Source organism: Larkinella sp. C7 (assembly GCF_006149005.1).
Lineage (GTDB): Bacteria > Bacteroidota > Bacteroidia > Cytophagales > Spirosomataceae > Larkinella.
Genome location: NZ_VBSL01000215.1, coordinates 1 through 373, shown reverse-complemented (window position 1 = coordinate 373; position 373 = coordinate 1). Strand labels below are relative to the sequence as shown.

The following is a 373-nucleotide window of genomic DNA, read 5'->3' as shown; positions in this document are numbered from 1 at the left end:
CACCTAATGGTTACAATATTGAAGTTAACATAATGGGACGAGTTGAAAATTGGTCACTACCTTTCGAAGAAAGTAAAAATGAACTTGTTTTAAACAACACTATATTTAAATATCAAAAGGAGAAATAACAATGATCAACCGTTACTCTCGCCCTGAGATGGCGAACATTTGGAGTGAAGAAAATAAATACCGTGCTTGGCTTGAGGTGGAAATCTTGGCTGACGAGGCATGGGCTGAGTTGGGGGAAATCCCTAAGGAAGATGTGGCTTTGATTCGCGAGAAGGCGGACTTTGACATCGACCGTATTTTGGAAATCGAGCAAGAGACTCGTCACGATGTGGTGGCTTTCACGCGTGCGGTTTCTGAGACGCTT

General features: G+C 42.6%; 1 pseudogene. It reads left to right on the top strand.

Annotation, left to right across the window (positions count from 1 at the left end):
• Nucleotides 1-130: 130 nt before the first annotated feature.
• Nucleotides 131-373: pseudogene (locus FH871_RS35160) on the top strand (adenylosuccinate lyase); the annotation flags it as partial.